Raw genomic sequence first — 16149 nt, 5'->3', positions numbered from 1 at the left:
CGATAGACCGATGGACCGCTGGACCGAGATCGAACTGTTCGTGCACGTGGCCGAGACGGGCAGCCTGAGCCGCGCGGCCGAACTGCTCAATTTGTCCAACGCGAGCGCGAGCCGCCACCTGGCCGCGCTGGAGACACGCCTGGGCGTGCGGCTGGTGGAGCGCAACACGCGCCGCCTGTACCTCACGGAAACGGGCCAGGAGTTCTTCCAGCGCTCGCGCGCCATCCTGAGCGACCTGCGCGACGCCGAGTCCACCGTGAACGCGGCCGCGCTCAACCCCACCGGGGTGCTGCGCATCACGGCGTCGCTCTCGTTCTCCATGCACCACATCGCGCCGCTGCTGCGCGAATACACCGACCGCTACCCCAACGTGTCGGTGCACGTGGAAGCGGCCAACCGCTACCTGGACATCATCGACAACAACATCGACGTCGCCATCCGCAACCGCGAAGTCGAGCCCGACAGCAACATCACCATCCGCCGCCTCGCGGGCACGCGGCGCATCCTGGTGGCCTCGCCGGCCTACCTGTCGCGCCATGGCGTGCCGCGCGAGATCGACGACCTGCACCGGCACAAGCTGCTGATCTACACCCACGCCAACAACCCCAACGAGCTGCGCTTCACGCGCGAAGGCGAACAGCAGGCCATCCACGTGAAAGGCCTGCTGGAAAGCAACGACGGCCAGATCCTGCGCGCCGCCGCGCTCGACGGCATGGGCATCCTGATCCAGCCCAGCTACATCGTCTACGACGACATCGTCGCCGGCCGCCTGGTGCCCATGCTCGACGACTGGGACCTGCCCCGCCTCACCGTCAACCTCGCCTACCCCAGCCGCAAACACCTCAGCGCCAAGGTGCGCACCTTCATCGACTTCATGGCCGCGCACTTCGAGAAGATGGACTACGAGCGCAAGTGGACGGGGCGGTTCCCGGTGTATTGATCGCAGCGCAGGCTCTCGCATGAACATCCGCCCTTTTCAGACCGGCGACGAAGCCGCTCTTTACCGCGTGCACCACGAGGCCATCCACCGCATCGCCTCGCGCGACTACACGCCCGAACAGATCCACGCCTGGGCGCCCCTGCGGCACGATCCCGGGCCATGGGCCATCAAGATGCGCCACCTTCGGCCCTTCGTGGCCGAGGTCGATGGCGTGATCGCGGGCTACGCCGATGTGCAACCCGGCGGCTACATCGATCACTTCTTCGTGTCCGCCGACTTCCCGCGCCAGGGCGTGGGCCGTCTGCTCATGGAGCGGATTCATGAAGAGGCAGCGTACCTGGGCATCACCGAACTCACGGCGGACGTCAGCAAGACCGCACAACCCTTCTTCGCCCGCTTCGGGTTCGACATCGTGGAATTGCGCTTTCCCGTGCGCTCGGGTGTGACCATACCGAACGCGTTGATGCGCAAGCTCCTTCTGTCGCGGGTTGCGGTCTGAGCACCTCGCTATTGCAACGGGTGACTCGCCGCATTCAGCTCGGCCTCACACCCTCGAACGCATCCTGCAACAACCGCCGAATCGCCGCCCGCTCCAGCGGCCTCGGGTTCGGGTACTGGTGGCTCATCGCGATGTCGCAGGCCTTGTCCAGGTCTTGCGCCTTCATGCCGATGTCCCTCAGCGCCACCGGCGCGCCATGGGCCTTCGCAAGGTCGTGCACCGCCTGCGCCGCGCTCGCGCCGCCGAGGGCCCGGCGGATTCGCGCCATGGCCTGCGGTGCTGACGCCGCGTTGTAGGCCAGTGCGTGCGGCAGCACGATGGTGTGCGTCTCGGCGTGCAGCAGGTTGAAGCTGCCACCCAGCGTGTGGCAGAGCTTGTGGTGCAAGCCCATGCCCACCGCGCCCAGCACGGTGCCGCAGAGCCAGGCGCCGTAGAGCGCGTCCGACCTCGCCTCGGCATCCGTCGGCTGCGCGTGGATGCGCGGCAGCGCGCGACCCAGCGCGGCGATGCCCTCTTCGGCCATCAGGTCGGTGATGGGGTTGCTGTCCGCCGCGTACAGGCCCTCGGCCGCGTGCGCGATCGCGTTGATGCCGCTGGTCACGCTCAAAGCCACGGGCAAGCCCAGGGACAGCTCGGGGTCATAGAGCACCGTGCGCGGCAGCACGCGCGGGTCCTTCCCGGTTTTCTTCAGGCCGGCTTCGGTGATGCCGTAGATGGGTGTCATCTCCGAGCCCGCGTAGGTGGTGGGAATGGCCACGATGGGCAGACCCGAGTCGAGCGCGATGGCCTTGCCCAGGCCGGTGGTGGAGCCGCCGCCGATGGCGACCGCGCAGTCGGCGCCCAACTGGCGTGCCACCTCGCGGGCTTCCCGCGCGGTCTCGATCGGCACGTGCATCACGGCGCGGTCGAAGATGCCGGCGGCACGCTCGCCCAGCAGGCCCGCCACTCGTTCGGCCAGGGCGCGCTGCCCAGGCGTGCTGAGCACCAGCGCGCGCGCAGCGCCCAGCGCGTCCATCTCGCGCGGCAGTTGGGCCAGCGAGCCGGCACCAAAGACCACGCGCGCCGGCAGGTTCTGGTAGACAAAGGATTTCATGGCTCTCACCCCGTTCGTGATGCGTCGTGCATCGGGATGATGGCAGCGTCTGCGGCCATGAGCGCGTGCTGGAAGGCGCTGAAAATCAGTTTTCCGTCAGCGGGAAAGCGGCGCAACGCACGCGGAGCCGGATCAGGCCAACAACCACCAGAGCAGCAACCCGCTGCCCACGCTGATCAGCCCAAAGAAGCGCAACTGCCCGTCACGCAGCCGCATCATGTCGGTGAAAACGCGGCGCCACAGGGTCGGCGCCAGCAAAGGCAGCAGGCCTTCGAAGACCAGCACCAAGGCCAGCGCGAGCCACAACGGATCGGACGACATGGATGGGAAGAAGCTCGCGCCTTCAGCGCAGCGGCCTCATCGTGCCGGCGCGAGGTTGCTGCTGCGCATGCCCTTGAAAAAGTCGGACGACGGATCGACCACCAGCACGTCGGACTTGCTGGCAAAGCTGGCCTTGTACGCGTCCAGGCTGCGGTAGAACTGCGCGAAGGCCGGGTCGCGCCCGAAGGCATCGCCGAACAGGCCTGCGGCCTTGGCATCGCCCGCACCCTTGATCAGCTGCGCATCGCGGTAGGCCTGCGAGACGATCACCTCGCGCTGGCGGTCGGCGTCGGCGCGGATCTTTTCGCCTTCGGCAAAACCGGTGGAGCGAAGCTCGTTGGCCACGCGCTTGCGCTCGGCTTCCATGCGCTGGTAGACCGATGCGGTGATGCTCTCGGCGTAGTCGACGCGCGTGATTCGCACATCCACCACGTCCATGCCCCAGGGCTTGTCCGCACCGCGCACGGCGGCCAGCACCTCGCGCTTGACGTCGGCCATGAGTTCTTCACGGCGCGTGGACAGCAGTTCGTTCACAGTGCGCTTGTTGACTTCCTGCTGGAAGGAGTTGCGCACCACGCGGTTGAGTTGCAAAGCGCCCGCACGTTCGTTGACACCCACGTTGCGGATGTATTCCTGCGGCTCGCTGATGCGCCAGCGCACGTACCAGTCGATCACCACGCGCTGCTTTTCGGCGGTGAGCGTGGGTTCGGTGTCGGTGCTCTCCAGCGTCAGCAGGCGCTTGTCGATGTAGGACACGTTCTGGAATGGCGGCGGCATCTTGAAGTTCAGGCCGGGTTCGGTGACGACCCGCTTGATCTGCCCCAACTGGAAGACCACGCCGAACTGGCGCTGGTCCACCACGAACAGCGTGGAGCTGGCGATGGCCAGGACCACGATGAGAGATGTGATGATGAAACCGAGTTTGTTCATGTTGCTTCTCTGATCGCTGGCGCCGTTCAGCGGCTTTCACGCTCGCGCGAACGCGCGGCGTTGTCCGGGATGCGGCTGGACGGCGCGGGGACGGTGCTGGGGCTCGGTGTGGGAGCGCTGGACGAGGAAGCCGCCGGCGCGGTCTGCCCTGTCACCTGCATGAGCTTGTCCAGCGGCAGGTACAGCAGGTTGGAGCCCGACCTGGAGTCCACCAGGATCTTGGTCACGTTGCTGTAGATCTCCTGCATGGCATCGGTGTACATGCGCTCGCGGGTGACCTGGGGTGCCTTCTGGTACTCGGCCAACACCGAGCGGAAGCGCTGCGAATCACCTTCGGCCTGCGCCACGATGCGGGCGCGGTAGCCTTCGGCTTCTTCGGTCAGGCGCGAGGCCGCACCGCGTGCGCGCGGCACCACGTCGTTGGCATAGGCCTGGGCTTCGTTCTTGGCGCGCTCGCGCTCCTGGCCGGCCTTGAGCACGTCGTCGAACGCCGATTGCACCTGTTCGGGCGGGCGCACACCGCCCTGCTGCATGTTGATGCCCACCACCTCGATACCGACCTTGTAGCGGTCGAGGATGGCTTGCATCAGGGTGCGCACGCGTGGCGCGATCTGGTCGCGCTCTTCGGCGAGCGCCGCATCCATCTTCATCTTGCCGACCACTTCGCGCACCGCCGTTTCGGCGACCTTCACGACCGCGGCATCGGGGTCGCGGCTTTCGAACAGGAAGGCGCGCGCGTCGTTCAGGCGGTACTGCACCGCGAACTTGATTTCGACGATGTTCTCGTCTTCGGTCAGCATGGCCGATTCGCGCAAGCCGGTGGCCGGCACGACGTTGTCGCGGCCCACGTCCACCGAGCGGATCTGCGTGACGAAGACGGTCTCGTGGCGCTGGATGGGGTACGGCAAACGCCAGTTGAAACCGGCGCCCACCGAGCTGTGGTACTTGCCGAACTGGGTGATGACCGCCTGCTGGCCTTCCTGCACGATGAAGAAGCCGGTGCCCAACCAGATCAACACCGCCACGGCGCCGATGAGGCCCGCGCCGATGCCCGTGGTCTTGGGATTCGGGTTGAAACCGGGCATGCCGCCACCGCCGTTGCCGTTGGAGCCATTGCCACCGCCTCGGCCCTTGTTGCCGAGCAGGCCGCCGAGCTTTCGGTTGAGATCGCGCCAGAGTTCGTCCAGATCGGGTGGGCCGTCGTTCGGGCCCTGCCCGCGCGGTGGGGGACGCTGTGCATTGCGCTCGTCGTCGCGACCGGGCTCCTGCCCGTCCTTCGACCCCTCTTCGCCACGGCCCCAGCGCGGATCGTTCAGATTGAACATGCCCCACAGTCGGCGCCAGCCAGCGCGGCGAACAGGGCGAGACGCTGATTCAGCGCCGCGGGCAGGGTTGTGCAGATTCACGTCCATGTCGTAGCAACTCGTTGTCGATTCAAAACCATCACATTGTGCCCAATCAAGACACCGGTTCGCCGTTTTCCGGCAGCGGCTCCGAGCCTTGCGGGTCAACCCCCATCTTCTGCGCCAGCACGCGCGCGGACAGCATCGCTCGCAACTCGGGCAAACCGGCGCCCGTCTGCGCGCTCACGAAGATACGAGGCACGGACTGGCCTTCCAGTTCCATCGCATCGGTCAACAAACGCGGCACGTTGGCGGGGTCCATGGCGTCGAGCTTGTTGAAGAGCAGGATCTGCGGCACGTGATCCGCCCCGATGTCGCGCAACACACCGAGCACCGAGGCGATCTGCTCGGGGTGCGAAGGGTTGGACGCATCGACCACGTGGAGCAGCAAATCGGCATCGGCCGCTTCCTGCAGCGTGGCGGCGAAGGCGTCGACCAGGCCGTGCGGCAGGTCGCGGATAAACCCTACGGTGTCCGACAGGGATACCGAGCGCCCTGCCTCACCGAGGTAGAGCTGGCGCGTGGTGGTGTCCAGGGTGGCGAACAGTTGATCGGCCGCGTAGGCGCGGGCCTTCACCAGCGCATTGAACAGCGAGGACTTGCCCGCGTTGGTGTAGCCCACCAGCGAAATCGAGAAGGTGTCGCGGCGCTCGCGCTGGCGGCGCTGGGTGGAGCGCTGCTTCTTGACCTTCTCCAGCCGCTCCTTGGTGCGCTTGATGGCGTCGCCGATCATGCGGCGGTCCAGTTCGATCTGGGTTTCACCAGGCCCGCCGCGCATGCCGATGCCACCGCTCTGGCGCTCCAGGTGCGACCAGCGCCGCACCAGGCGCGTGGAGAGGTACTGCAGACGCGCCAGCTCGACCTGCAACTTGCCCTCGTGGCTGCGCGCGCGCTGCGCGAAGATTTCCAGGATGAGCAGCGTGCGGTCGTTCACCGGCACGCCCAGGTGGCGCTCCAGGTTGCGCTGTTGCGCGGGGCTCAGCGATTGATCGAACAGCACCTCGGTGGCGCCGGTCGATTGGCTGAGCATCTTGATTTCATCGGCCTTGCCGGAGCCGACGAACAAGGCCGGATCGGGCGCGCGCCGCTTGCAGCTGACGCGCTCGGCCACGGTGTAGCCGGCGGTCTGCGCCAACAAGCCCAGCTCTTCGAGGCCGGCATCGAAATGAGGCTCACCGAAATCCACGCCCACCAGAATGACCGAGGGCGCGGAGGACAGAGCAGTGGCAGGAGAATTCAAATCGTTTCAACAGCGACGCGCGCGGCGTTGCTGCCCCGGCAGCACGGCTGCACGGGCCGAATGGGATTCAGATGCGGGCTCAGGAGCCAGCCGGCTCGTCCGTGCCGACGGCCGAGAATTGCACCGGGCGGCCCGGCACGATGGTGGAAATCGCGTGCTTGTAGACCATTTGCGTGACGGTGTTGCGCAGCAACACGACGTACTGGTCGAAAGACTCGATCTGACCCTGAAGCTTGATGCCGTTGACCAGATAGATCGAAACCGGCACATGCTCCCTGCGAAGCTGGTTCAGGAAGGGGTCTTGCAAGAGTTGGCCTTTGTTATTGCTCACGATATGCTCCGTGTTCAAAAGATTGTTAATGAGGAATGGACCATACCACAGCGTCGGTACGCACCCGCCGCTGAAGCCGAATTCCTACTCCTTAAAGGGATTGGCCGAGGTCTTGAACTCGATGCGCAGCGGCGTTCCCACCAGGTCGAAGGCCTTGCGAAAACGCCCTTCGAGGAAACGCGTGTAGGCGTCGGGCACCTTTTCGAGCGAATTGCCGTGGATCACGATCACGGGCGGGTTCATGCCACCCTGGTGGGCATAGCGCATCTTGGGCCGGAACATGCCCGTGCGGATGGGCGCCTGAAACGCCACCGCCTCCATCAGCAAACGCGTGAGCACCGGCGTGGACATCTTGCGCATGGCCGAGGCGTGCGCCTGCGTGATGGACTTCCAGACCGGCCCCAGGCCCTGGCGCTTCTGCGCCGAGATGAGGTGCAGCGAGGCGAATTTCAGAAACGCCAGGCGGGTTTCGATCTGGCGCTCGATCTGCTGGCGCTGGTAGGCGTCCACCGCGTCCCATTTGTTGATGGCGATCACCACGGCGCGGCCACTCTCCAGGATGTAGCCGGCAATGTGCGCGTCCTGGTCGGTCACGCCCTGCGTGGCGTCGAGCAACAGCAGGACGACGTGGGCATTCTCGATCGCTTGCAGGGTCTTCACCACCGAGAATTTCTCGATGGCCTCGAACACCTTGCCTTTTTTGCGGATGCCCGCCGTGTCGATCAACTCGAACTTCTGGCCCGAGCGCTCGAACGGCACGGCAATGGCATCGCGCGTGGTGCCGGGCAGGTCGAAGGCCACCAGGCGTTCTTCGCCCAGCCAGGCGTTGATCAGGGTGGACTTGCCGACGTTGGGTCGCCCTGCGACGGCCAGGCGGATCACGCCCGTCTCGAGTTCGGACTCCTCCTGGTCTTCCGGTGGCAGGCCGGGAATGCGCTCCATGGCGGTGTCGAGCATGGTGCGAATGCCCTGTCCATGCGCGCCGGACACGGGCATAACCTCACCCAAGCCGAGTTCAAAGAACTCCACCAGCTGCACGCCTTCGGTCATGCCCTCGGCCTTGTTGGCCACGAGCAGGGTGGGTTTCCCCAGACGGCGCAGGTAACCCGCGATTTCGTGATCCTGGGCATTGATGCCGGCGCGCGCATCGACGACAAAAATGACCACATCGGACTCGGCCACGGCCTGGCGGGTCTGCTTGGCCATCTCCTTGTAGATGCCCTCGCTCGCCTTGGGCTCGAAGCCACCGGTATCAATGACGATGTACTCGCGCTTGCCTTGGCGGCCGTTGCCGTAGTGGCGGTCGCGGGTGAGGCCGGCAAAGTCGGCCACGATGGCGTCGCGTGAACTCGTCAGGCGGTTGAACAGGGTGGATTTGCCCACATTGGGGCGGCCCACCAGGGCGATGACGGGTTTCACGGACAAGCTTTCGTTCAGAGGGTCACGAACACGGCGTCCGTGACATGCATTACTGGGGGCGCCAGGCGAACACGCCGCCGTTGCGCGTTTGCACCACCAGCGCATCGCCGGCGAGCGCCGGGGCGGCGAGGATGGCCGAGCCATCGGTGGTCAGGCGGGTCATTTCGCTGCCGTCTTCGCGCGAGATGAGGTGGACGATGCCACTGCCATCGCCCACGGCCACCACACGGCCCAGCGCCAGCGGCGCACTCAGGCTGCGGTACTTCAGGCGGTCAATGCTCCAGGCGGGCTCGCCATTGGCGCGCTGCCAGGCCAGGAAGCGGCCATCGGTTTCGCTGCCGAACACCAGCCGGTCGTCGCCATGCACACCGGTGGTGCCCTGCGCCGCGCGGGTCCAGACCGGGGTGCCGCGGCTGGCGTCCACGCAGCCGACAGCGGCCGAGTAGGCGCGCGCGCAGACGTTGTTGCCGATGCGGCTGACCGGGCCGACGACGTCCACGAGACGCTCCACCTCGTTGGTGCCACGCGACGTGGCCACCGGGGTTTCCCAGCGCACCGCACCGTTGTCGGGGTTCAGGCCCGTGAGCCGGCCTGCGAGGCCAGCCACCAGGGTGTCGCCAACGGCCAGCAGCGCGCCGGTCTGGCTCAGCACCAGCGGCTCGGCGGGGCGGCTCTGGGTCCACAACCGTGCGCCGGTCTTGCCGTCAAAGGCCAGGACCGCGCGGTCGGCCGACAGCACGAACACGCGCCCACCGGCCACCAGGGGCGCGGTGAAGGAGCGTGCCGGCATGCGCACACGCCAGCGTTCGCTGCCGTCGGCGATGGCCACCAACTGGTTGTTGCCCGTGATCACGGCCGCGGTTTGACCGTCGGAACCCACGCCCGCCGCGATCGGCGTGCCCAGATTCAGGCGCCAGACGTCCTTGCCCGTGGCCGCGTCCAGCGCAGCCACGACGCCGGCGTTGCCCGCCACGAAGACACGCCCGCCCGCCACATGGGGCACCAGCGACACGCCACTCTGCCCCACCTGGGCAGACCACGCGAGTTGCGTGCCCATGAGCGCGGCTGCCGGCGCCAGTGGCGTGGGCTGCGGCTTCTTGGGGCTCGACGAACAGGCAGCCACCACCAGAGCGGTGGCCAGCAGGGAAAGAGCGCGACTCATGGAATGGCGGTAGGTGCTATGGGACATGGATTCAAGGCACGGTAGGGGTCAGGCTGGAGACATCCACGCCGAGCGCGGCGAGCTTGACTTCGACGAGACGCCGGTATTCAGCGCGCTCGCCCAGAGCCTTCCAGGCATTGGTGTACTGGGTCTTGGCTTCGTCGGCTTTGCCTTGGGCCATGAACACGTCGCCGCGGCGATCGGCCACCAGGGGCTCGAACGATTTGGGCACGGGGGCTTCCAGCGTCTTGAGAGCCTGGTCAAAGGCCTTGGATTCGATGTCCAGCGCGGCCAGGCGCAAGCGCGCCAGGGCCTTGTAGGAATCTTCACCGGATTTGTCGGCGGCCCAGGTCAGCGCGGCGCGGGCCTTGTCCACCTGGCCGGCATCGAACAGCGTCTTGCTGGCCAGCAGCGCGGCCTGGCTGGCGTAGGTGGTGCCACCGAAGTTGGACTGCATGTCGGCGAGTGCGCGCTCCATGCGCTGGGCGTCGTTCGCGAGGGCGGCGCGGTCCACTTCGTCGTAGAGCGCAGCGGCCTTGACGCCTTGCGAGCGTTGCCAATAGTTCCAGCCGTTCCAGGCCGCGAACGAGCCGAAAACGACGATGAGCACCCAGCTGATGAGGTTGCCGTACTGCGCCCAGAAGTGTTTGATCTGGTCGAGCTGTTCCTGCTCTTCGAGGTCGAGGTGTTTGGCCATGTGGATGTTCTGCTTGGAGTCCGTGCGCAGTGCGCGCAACGGGGCATTGTAGGCGGGTGGCCCGGGCGCCCTGCCCTGGGGTCACCCGGTGCGAATCTGCGGATATTCAGGCTGCGCGCAGCCGTGCCGCCCAGTCGGCCACGGCTGCCAGCGGCAGCAGGCTCTGAGCGGCTTCGGTAGGCGTGTCGGTGCGGGGGCCGCGCAGCGGTTTGAGCGCCACCGATCCCTGCTGCATTTCCTGCTCGCCGAAGATCAACGCAAAGCGTGCGCCACTGGCATCGGCCTTCTTGAACTGCGACTTCATGCTGCCCATGCCATCGGCGCCACCCGCGTGCATCTGCACGTTCACGCCCCGTTGGCGCAACGCGCGCAGCACGGGCATGACCTGCGGCACATGCGCCGCATCGGGCACCACGGCATAGGCGTCGGGCGCGGGTTGCTCGGGCAGCAGGCCTTGCTCTTTCAGCAACTCGAGAATGCGCTCCATGCCCAGGGCCCAACCCACGGCCGGTGCGGCCTTGCCGCCGATCTGCTCGAACAGACCGTCGTAACGCCCACCCGCGCACACCGTGCCTTGCGAGCCGAGTTGCGTGGTGACGAATTCGAAGACCGAGAGGTTGTAGTAGTCCATGCCGCGCACCAGGCGCGGGTTGATGCGGTAGGCGATGCCGTGCGCGTCGAGCAGGCCGCGCAAGCGGTTGAAGTGGTCGAGGGACTCGGCGCCCAGGTGGTCCATCAGGCGCGGCGCGGCGTTCACCAGGTCCTGCATGGCAGGGTTCTTGGTGTCCAGGATGCGCAGCGGGTTGCTGTGCAGGCGGCGCTTTGCTTCCTCGTCGAGCTGGTCGATGTGGGCTTCGAGGTAGGCGATCAGCGCCTGCCGGTGCGCCAGGCGTTCGGGCGGCTGGCCCAGGCTGTTGATTTCGAGTTCGATACCCTTGAGACCCAGCTCGGCCCACAGGTCGCACGCCAGCACGATGAGCTCGGCATCCACGTCCGGCCCGGCAAAGCCCAGGGCTTCAGCGCCGAACTGGTGGAACTGCCGGTAGCGGCCGCGCTGCGGCCGCTCGTGGCGGAACATCGGGCCCATGTAGTAGAGGCGCTTGCCGCCGTCGTACAGCAGCGAGTGTTCGAGCGCGGCGCGCACCACGCCGGCGGTGTTCTCGGGCCGCAAGGTGAGTTGTTCACCGTTGAGCCGGTCTTCGAAGGAGTACATCTCCTTCTCGACGATGTCGGTCACCTCGCCCAGGCCGCGCACGAACAGCGCGGTGGGCTCGACGATGGGCGTGCGCAGGTTGCGGTAGCCGTAGCGGCGCATCAGCGTGCGCAGTTTTTCTTCAAGCCACTCCCAGTGCGCGGACGCGGGAGGGGCGATGTCGTTCATGCCTTTGACGGCGCTCAGTTTTTCTGCCATGGCGATCTCACTCTCGGCTGCACACAGGCTCAAGCCGTGGTGCCGAACTTTTTCTCGATGTAGTTTTCAACGATCTGCTGGAACTCTTGCGCGATGCCGGCACCCCGCAGCGTCATGGCCTTCTGCCCGTCGATGAAGATCGGCGCGGCCGGCGCTTCGCCGGTGCCCGGCAGGCTGATGCCGATGTCGGCGTGCTTGCTTTCGCCGGGGCCGTTAACGATGCAGCCCATCACCGCCACCTTGAGGTTTTCCACACCAGGGTAGCGCGCGCGCCAGACCGGCATGGAGCTGCGCAGGTAGTCGTCGATCTGCTTGGCCAGTTCCTGGAAGGTGGTGCTGGTGGTGCGGCCACAACCCGGACAGGCGGTGACCGACGGCACGAAGGCGCGCAGGCCCAGGGCCTGCAGGATTTCCGACGCGATCACCACTTCCTGCGTGCGCGCCTCGCCGGGTTGCGGCGTGAGGGACACGCGGATGGTGTCGCCAATGCCTTGCTGCAACAGCACCGACAGCGCCACGGCGGACGCCACCGCGCCCTTGGTGCCCATGCCGGCTTCGGTCAGCCCCAGGTGCAGCGCGTAGTTGCAGCGCTGCGCCAACGCCTGGTACACGGCGATCAGGTCCTGCACGCTGCTGACCTTGCACGACAGCATGACGTTGTTGCCGTTGAGCCCGATCTCTTCGGCCTTGCGCGCGGACTCGAGCGCTGAGGTGATCAGCGCTTCGTACATCACCTGTTTCGCATCCCACGGCTGGCTGCGGGCGGCGTTCTGATCCATCAGGCGCGCGAGCAGGTCCTGGTCCAGGCTGCCCCAGTTGACGCCGATGCGAATGGCCTTGTCGTGGCGCGCGGCGATCTCCACCATCTGCGCGAACTGGCGGTCGCCCTTGTCGCCGCGGCCCACGTTGCCGGGGTTGATGCGGTACTTGGAGAGCGCCTCGGCACAGGCCGGGTGGTCGGTCAGCAGGCGGTGGCCGTTGTAGTGGAAGTCGCCGATCAAGGGCACGTTCACGCCCATGCGGTCGAGCTGCTCGCGCACGTAAGGCACGGCCTTGGCGGCTTCGTCGTTGTTCACCGTGATGCGCACGAGCTCCGAGCCCGCCAAGGCCAGTTCCTTGACCTGGATCGCGGTGGCGATGGCGTCAGCGGTGTCGGTGTTGGTCATGGACTGCACCCGCACCGGTGCGTCGCCGCCTACGGTCACGCGATGGCTGCCCCAGACCACCACGCCCTGCCTCGAACGCCGGGCCTGCGGCTTCGACACGGGAATCGGCTCGCAAGAAGTGGCGGAGCCAGCCGGCTGTGCATTCACGTCCATGTTCATTTCACCTCGAAGCGGGCCACGTTGCTGCGCGACAGGCCCGTCACGTCGAACGGTTTGCCACGCACGGCGACCTGCGCCGCGTCGGCCCGTCCGATCACGACCTTGTAGGGTGGCGCGGTGGAGAAGTCCACCGTGTCGCCCGCCTTCAGCACGCGCTGCATCACCATGCTGCCCGCGCCATTGACCACTTCGATCCAGGTCTCGCCGGTGGCGGAGATGGTCAGCAGGCCGGTGGCCGTCGGCGCCGCGGCCTCCGTGGCGGGTGATACGGGCGCCGCTGTCGGGGCCGCAGGCACGGTGGTTGCCACGCCAGCAGCGGCGCCTGCAGGCGCATTGCCGTCGGCCATGGCGGGCGCGGCCGGCGCTTCGGGCTCCTGGGCCGGCACCGGCTCAGCAGGCTCCGCGGGTTCCGCAGGGGTCACCGTCTCGGCCACGCTCTCTTGTACGGACGCCGTCGTGTCTTCGACGCGCGGCAAAAACAGGATCACCAGCGCCCCCAACAACAGCACGATCGCCGCCAGCAGCGCAGGCCGCGACAGCCAGCTCACCGGGTTGATGGGCCCAGGGTCCTGGGCCGACTGGAAGGTCGCGTTGATCTTCTGGCGCGATCCACCCAGTTCGCGCACCACGCGGTTCGGAATCTGTTCGAGGACGGGCGCGGGATCGACCTTGAGGTGGCGGCACGCGCTGGACGCCAAGGCGCGCGCGAACGTGAGATCGGGCAGCTCTTCGTAGCGCCCGGCTTCGAGCGCCTCGAGCTTGCGCACCGGCACCTTCAGCGCCGCCGCCAACGCGGCAATGTGCAAACCGGCCGACTCACGCGCCGTGCGCAGCAGCACCGGGCGCGAAATGCCCTCGCCTGTCACCTGACCTCCATCGCTGGCAAACGCCTCATTCATCAAATGCTCTCCGTTGGTACGACGCCCACTCGCGCGAATCGGGATAACGCCGACCCAGTTGCTGCGCCAGCTGCGCCATCGCTTCCAGGTTGTTCATGCGTTGTTCCACCTTGATGCCCAACCACAAGGTTTCGGCGTTGGCCAGTTCGCTGTTGTTCAGACGTCGGATGATGAACTGGGCCTTGGCGTATTCGCCACGCCTGAGTTGCAGAGCCGCCAGGTTGTAAGCCGTGATCGGGTTGCCTGGATCCAGCTCGTACGAGCGCGCCAGGCTGCCCTCGGCCTCGGCGAACTGGGCCGCGCGCACCTGGCACACGCCCTTGGCCATCAAGGTCTTCGCCTGGCCGCCAAAGACGGGACTGGCCAAGGCCTGCTGGAACAGCTCCACGGCCTGCGCGTAGCGGCCTTGCTGGCAGACGAACAGCCCATAGTGGTGCAACACATCGGGGTCGCGCGGGCTGAGCTGCTGGGCGCGTTTGAAGCTGTCTTCGGCCAGGCGGAATTCGTTGAGCTGGGAATAGACCAGACCTCGCAGCGTGTAGGCCGGCGCATAGGTCGGATCGGCATTCAATGCCAGCTTGATCTCGTCAAGCGCCACCGTGGTTTGTCCCTGCGCGAAATAGTTCGAGGCCAGCTCCACGCGCAGGCGGGCGCGCTTGCGCACTTCAGGCTCATCGGACTCGGTGATGGGCTCGGTGCCGCTGGCCACGGCGGCTGCCACCGAGGCCGGCCCACCCGACGGGTGCGCGCAACCCGCCACCAGGACCAGCATGGCGCCCAGTCCCAGAAGAAAACGCAGAAAACCGATGCGGGTCGCGTGAGTCATGCCTGCTTGTCCTTGTGAACGAAACGGATCGGGCGCTCAGTCGACTGACGCCGCTGCGCCAACCGTTGTGCAGCGTTGGTGCGGTCCAGCACATCACCCGCGAGCTGACCGCAGGCGGCATCGATGTCGTCACCGCGCGTCTTGCGCACCGTGGTCACCAGGCCGCCTTCGTTGAGCATCTGGCCGAAGCGTTGCACCACGGCACGCGGCGAACAGGTCAGCCCGGAATCGGGGAAAGGATTGAACGGGATCAGGTTGATCTTGCAGGACACGCCACGTTCGCCATGCTGCTTGACCAGCGCCAGCAATTCGCGCGCATGTTCGGGTTGGTCGTTCACGCCGTCGAGCATGCAGTACTCGAAAGTGATGAAGTCGCGCGGCGCGGCCGGCAGGTAACGCAGACAGGCGTCCAACAACTCGGCCAACGGGTACTTGCGGTTCAGGGGCACCAGATCGTCGCGCAACGGATCGTTGGGCGCGTGCAGCGATACCGCGAGCGCCACCGGACAGTCTTGTGCGAGGCGGTCGATCATCGGCACCACGCCCGACGTGGAGACCGTGACACGCCGGCGCGAAAGTCCGTAGCCGTGATCGTCGAGCATGACGCGCAGCGCGGGCACCAGCGCGTTGTAGTTCTGCAAAGGCTCGCCCATGCCCATCATGACCACGTTGGTGATCACGCGCTCGCTGCGCTTGAGGTGGCGTCGCAGGAAATGTTCGGCATGCCAGAGCTGCGCCAGGATCTCACCCGTGGTGAGGTTGCGCGAAAAACCCTGATGACCCGTGGAGCAGAAGCGGCAGCCGACGGCGCAGCCCGCTTGGGAAGAAATGCACAGCGTGCCGCGGTCCTCTTCGGGAATGAACACGGTTTCCACCGCATTGCCATCGCCCACGTCGAAGAGCCACTTGATGGTGCCGTCGGCCGAGTCCTGGCGCGAGAGCACGGGAAGGTCGGTGACGGCGCATACGCCGGGGAGCTTGTCGCGCAGGCTGCGCGCGAGGTCGGTCATCTGTGCGAAGTCCGACGCCCCCTTCTGGTGAATCCAGCGGAACAGTTGGACGGCGCGAAAGCGCTTCTCGCCCAATTGCTCACAAAAGGCGGCCAAACCCTCGAGGTCGAAATCGAGCAGATTGGCCGTCATACCATGATCAACGCGAATAGACGTTGAGACCGGCGAAGAAGAATGCCACTTCGGCAGCGGCCGTTTCGGGTGCGTCCGAACCGTGCACGGCGTTGGCGTCGATGCTGTCGGCGAAGTCGGCGCGGATGGTGCCGGCGTCGGCCTTCTTGGGGTCGGTGGCGCCCATCAGGTCGCGGTTCTTGGCGATGGCGCCTTCGCCTTCGAGCGCCTGGATCATCACAGGGCCGGAGATCATGAAGTCGACCAGGTCCTTGAAGAAAGGACGTGCCTTGTGCACAGCGTAGAAGGCTTCGGCTTCACCGCGCGACAGGTGGGCCATGCGAGCGGCCACGACCTTCAGGCCAGCGGCTTCAAAGCGGGCGTAAATCTGGCCGATGACGTTCTTGGCGACGGCGTCGGGCTTGATGATCGAGAGGGTGCGTTCGATGGCCATAAAAATCCTGAAGTTTCTGGGTCAATCTGCCGAGGCCTGCATGGCCCCACAAAGCCCACGATTCTACATTGCCCAGGT

Annotated in this window: 17 protein-coding genes; 2 read left to right on the top strand and 15 right to left on the bottom strand. The window is 66.3% G+C overall.

The genetic code is table 11. The annotated features are described in order from the left end of the window. The first annotated feature begins 10 nt into the window (after window positions 1-10). Together FFS09_RS19635 and FFS09_RS19630 are read left to right on the top strand one after the other, a co-directional pair. Window positions 11-940 carry a LysR family transcriptional regulator gene (locus FFS09_RS19635; protein ID WP_137920593.1) on the top strand — a complete coding sequence of 310 codons (930 nt, stop codon included), beginning with the start codon at window positions 11-13 and terminating at the stop codon, window positions 938-940. 19 nt (window positions 941-959) lie between these two features. Continuing rightward, window positions 960-1439 (top strand): GNAT family N-acetyltransferase, encoded by a 480-nt coding sequence (locus tag FFS09_RS19630; RefSeq protein ID WP_137920592.1) that lies wholly within the window; start codon window positions 960-962, stop codon window positions 1437-1439. Between the two features lie 34 nt (window positions 1440-1473). On the opposite strand, the gene FFS09_RS19625 is transcribed toward FFS09_RS19630, so the two are convergent. From FFS09_RS19625 to ndk, 15 genes are all read right to left on the bottom strand, one after another. Next, window positions 1474-2532 (bottom strand): maleylacetate reductase, encoded by a 1059-nt coding sequence (locus FFS09_RS19625; RefSeq protein WP_137920591.1) that lies wholly within the window; start codon window positions 2530-2532, stop codon window positions 1474-1476. 132 nt (window positions 2533-2664) lie between these two features. Continuing rightward, a complete protein-coding gene (locus tag FFS09_RS19620; RefSeq protein ID WP_137920590.1) occupies window positions 2665-2853 on the bottom strand; it encodes a DUF2065 domain-containing protein in 189 nt (62 codons plus the stop codon). Window positions 2854-2889: 36 nt separating this feature from the next. Next, entirely contained in the window at window positions 2890-3783 is an 894-nt protein-coding gene (gene hflC, locus FFS09_RS19615; protein WP_137920589.1) for a protease modulator HflC, read from the bottom strand. 26 nt (window positions 3784-3809) lie between these two features. Then, on the bottom strand, window positions 3810-5195 hold the full coding sequence (hflK, locus tag FFS09_RS19610; protein WP_137920588.1) for an FtsH protease activity modulator HflK: 1386 nt from the start codon (window positions 5193-5195) through the stop codon (window positions 3810-3812). Window positions 5196-5241: 46 nt separating this feature from the next. Next, complete coding sequence (gene hflX / locus FFS09_RS19605; RefSeq protein WP_252374436.1) at window positions 5242-6426, bottom strand: GTPase HflX; 1185 nt, start codon at window positions 6424-6426, stop codon at window positions 5242-5244. Between the two features lie 79 nt (window positions 6427-6505). Beyond that, window positions 6506-6775: an RNA chaperone Hfq gene (gene hfq / locus FFS09_RS19600; protein ID WP_137920587.1), complete on the bottom strand. Its 270-nt coding sequence runs from the start codon at window positions 6773-6775 to the stop codon at window positions 6506-6508. Between the two features lie 66 nt (window positions 6776-6841). Beyond that, window positions 6842-8176 carry a ribosome biogenesis GTPase Der gene (gene der / locus FFS09_RS19595; RefSeq protein WP_137920586.1) on the bottom strand — a complete coding sequence of 445 codons (1335 nt, stop codon included), beginning with the start codon at window positions 8174-8176 and terminating at the stop codon, window positions 6842-6844. 49 nt (window positions 8177-8225) lie between these two features. Beyond that, complete coding sequence (gene bamB, locus FFS09_RS19590; protein WP_252374435.1) at window positions 8226-9338, bottom strand: outer membrane protein assembly factor BamB; 1113 nt, start codon at window positions 9336-9338, stop codon at window positions 8226-8228. Between the two features lie 31 nt (window positions 9339-9369). Next, complete coding sequence (locus FFS09_RS19585; protein ID WP_137920584.1) at window positions 9370-10035, bottom strand: YfgM family protein; 666 nt, start codon at window positions 10033-10035, stop codon at window positions 9370-9372. Between the two features lie 106 nt (window positions 10036-10141). Further along, on the bottom strand, window positions 10142-11446 hold the full coding sequence (gene hisS / locus FFS09_RS19580) for a histidine--tRNA ligase (RefSeq protein WP_137920583.1): 1305 nt from the start codon (window positions 11444-11446) through the stop codon (window positions 10142-10144). Window positions 11447-11475: 29 nt separating this feature from the next. Next, complete coding sequence (gene ispG / locus FFS09_RS19575; RefSeq protein ID WP_137920582.1) at window positions 11476-12765, bottom strand: flavodoxin-dependent (E)-4-hydroxy-3-methylbut-2-enyl-diphosphate synthase; 1290 nt, start codon at window positions 12763-12765, stop codon at window positions 11476-11478. Between the two features lie 2 nt (window positions 12766-12767). Continuing rightward, on the bottom strand, window positions 12768-13670 hold the full coding sequence (locus FFS09_RS19570; RefSeq protein ID WP_137920581.1) for a helix-turn-helix domain-containing protein: 903 nt from the start codon (window positions 13668-13670) through the stop codon (window positions 12768-12770). Then, complete coding sequence (gene pilW / locus FFS09_RS19565) at window positions 13663-14496, bottom strand: type IV pilus biogenesis/stability protein PilW (RefSeq protein WP_137920580.1); 834 nt, start codon at window positions 14494-14496, stop codon at window positions 13663-13665. Before pilW ends, FFS09_RS19570 begins: the two co-directional genes overlap by 8 nt. After that, window positions 14493-15638: a dual-specificity RNA methyltransferase RlmN gene (rlmN, locus tag FFS09_RS19560; protein WP_137920579.1), complete on the bottom strand. Its 1146-nt coding sequence runs from the start codon at window positions 15636-15638 to the stop codon at window positions 14493-14495. Before rlmN ends, pilW begins: the two co-directional genes overlap by 4 nt. A 7-nt stretch (window positions 15639-15645) precedes the next feature. Continuing rightward, a complete protein-coding gene (gene ndk / locus FFS09_RS19555) occupies window positions 15646-16071 on the bottom strand; it encodes a nucleoside-diphosphate kinase (protein ID WP_066266130.1) in 426 nt (141 codons plus the stop codon). Window positions 16072-16149: the final 78 nt, after the last annotated feature.

This window comes from Hydrogenophaga sp. 2FB, from assembly GCF_005503365.1.
Classification (GTDB): domain Bacteria; phylum Pseudomonadota; class Gammaproteobacteria; order Burkholderiales; family Burkholderiaceae_C; genus Hydrogenophaga.
This window is presented reverse-complemented; position numbering and strand designations above follow the sequence as displayed.